Source organism: Leucobacter sp. M11 (assembly GCF_035726885.1).
In the GTDB taxonomy this organism is placed as follows: domain Bacteria; phylum Actinomycetota; class Actinomycetes; order Actinomycetales; family Microbacteriaceae; genus JAPFRB01.
On record NZ_JAPFRB010000007.1, the window covers coordinates 52,751 to 54,710 of the forward strand.

Annotated in this window: 1 protein-coding gene; it reads left to right on the forward strand. The window is 67.8% G+C overall.

The genetic code is table 11. From position 1 onward, the window contains the following. Positions 1–1,735 (forward strand): peptidoglycan D,D-transpeptidase FtsI family protein (locus tag OOT08_RS18160; protein WP_325094288.1); only part of this gene is annotated, 1,735 nt, incomplete at its 5' end. Between the last annotated feature and the right edge of the window lie 225 nt (positions 1,736–1,960).

Here is a 1,960-nt window from a genome sequence, read left to right on the forward strand (position 1 = left end):
GGTCATGCTCGGGCTCGTGGCGGTGTTCGGCCTGCGCCTGTTCGACATTCAGGTCGTGCGTGCCCCGCAGCTGAACGAGGACTCGAAGGACAAGCGCTCCGTGCCCGTCACGATGCCCGCGGTGCGCGGCGACATCGTCGACCGTTCCGGGAACGTGCTCGCGAGCACCGACCAGCGCTACGACGTGCAGCTCTCCCCGAAGAACGTGAAAGCCTTCTACCGTGCGGCCCCCGACGGGAAAGGCACGGTCGAGGTGTCGCCGGAGCAGGCCTTCGCGGAAATCGCTTCGGTCACGGGGCAGAGCGCCGAGGAGATCCAGACGATCGTCTCGGATGCCCTCAAGGTCGACCCGAAGTCCGACTTCGCCTACGTCAAGCGCTCCGTGGACCTGGCGGCGCTCAACGAGCTGAAGTCGCTCGGTATCCACTGGCTGACCTTTGACCAGAACCCGAGCCGGGTGTACCCGAACGGCGCGGTCGGGGGCAGCCTGATCGGCTTCGTTGGCAACGAGAACGAGCCCCAGGCGGGGCTCGAGATGTCCCAGAACACCTGCCTCACCGGGGTCGACGGGGTCGAGACCTACGAGCGAGGGGCCGACGGCGTCGCGCTGCCCAACAGCACCGTGGTGATGCAGGCCACCGAGAACGGCGGCACGGTCAACACGACGATCAGCCGGGACCTGCAGTGGCAACTCCAGCAGACCGTGAACCGCAAGACCGCCGACGTGGGGGCCGAGTGGGGACTCGCCGTCGTCATGGACGTCAAAACGGGGGAGCTGGTGGCCGTCGCTGAGGATGGCTCCGTCGACCCCAACAACGTTGACGGCACCGAGGCGAACCGCCGCGAGGCTCGCTCCTTCACCTGGCCCTACGAGCCCGGCTCGACCTTCAAGACGATCACGACCGCGGCCCTGCTCGACACGGGCACGGCCAGCCCGGACACGCCCCAGCGCGCGCCCGACTACATCGTGATGCCCGACGGCGCCCGCTTCGGCGACGCCTTTCAGCACGGGGAGCTGCCCTTCACGCTCACGGGGATCCTCGTGCAGTCATCGAACGTCGGGATCTCGCTGCTCGGCCAGCAGCTCAGCAACGAGCAGCGCTACGAGTACCTGACCAAGTTCGGCATCGGGCAGGCCACGCAGAGCGGGATGCCCTACGAGGACTCCGGCATGCTCGCCGCTCCCGAGGACTGGGACGTGCAGACCCAGTACGCGACGATGTTCGGTCAGGGCCTGTCCTCCACCATCGTGCAGACCGCTGGCGTGTTCCAGGCGATTGCCAACGGCGGCGTCCGCGTGCCGCCGACCCTCGTGAGCGGTTGCACCGCGGAGGACGGCACGGTGACCCCGCACGACGGGGGCGACGACGTCACGGTGCTCAAGCCGGAGACCGCGAAGACGACGATGCACATGCTCGAGGCCGTCGTCCAGGAGAGCAACCTGAAGGAGTTCGTCGGGATCCCCGGCTACCGAATCGCCGGGAAAACCGGAACCGCGGAGCAATCCGACGGCCAGGGCGGGTATCGGGAAACCTACGTGCACAGCTTCGCGGGCATCTTCCCCGCAGAAGATCCTCGCTATGTCGCGGTAGTCTCGATTGCGCACCCTCAGGGGGGTGACGGCGCCCTTGCGGCGCTGGGTGGCTTCCGCGAGGCGGCCGCTGCGACCATCAAGGAGTTCCGCATTCCCCCCTCGACCGGGACCTATGAGCCACTGAAGACCATGACCGAGTAGTGTTCGCGTCCTCCCACAAGGCACCGACGCAGACCCAAGCAGAGAGATATCCGTGACCCAAGCAGACTCGCTGAGCATCCGCCCCACGCGGCCAACCCCGTTTTCCCTGGCGGAGCTGGCCGAGCGTTTGGACCTCGGGGCGGTGGGCGAGCTCGCCGGGGTCGCCGCGACCGGGGTGACCCTGGACTCCCGGGACGTGCAGCCCGGCGATCTCTACGTGGGCAT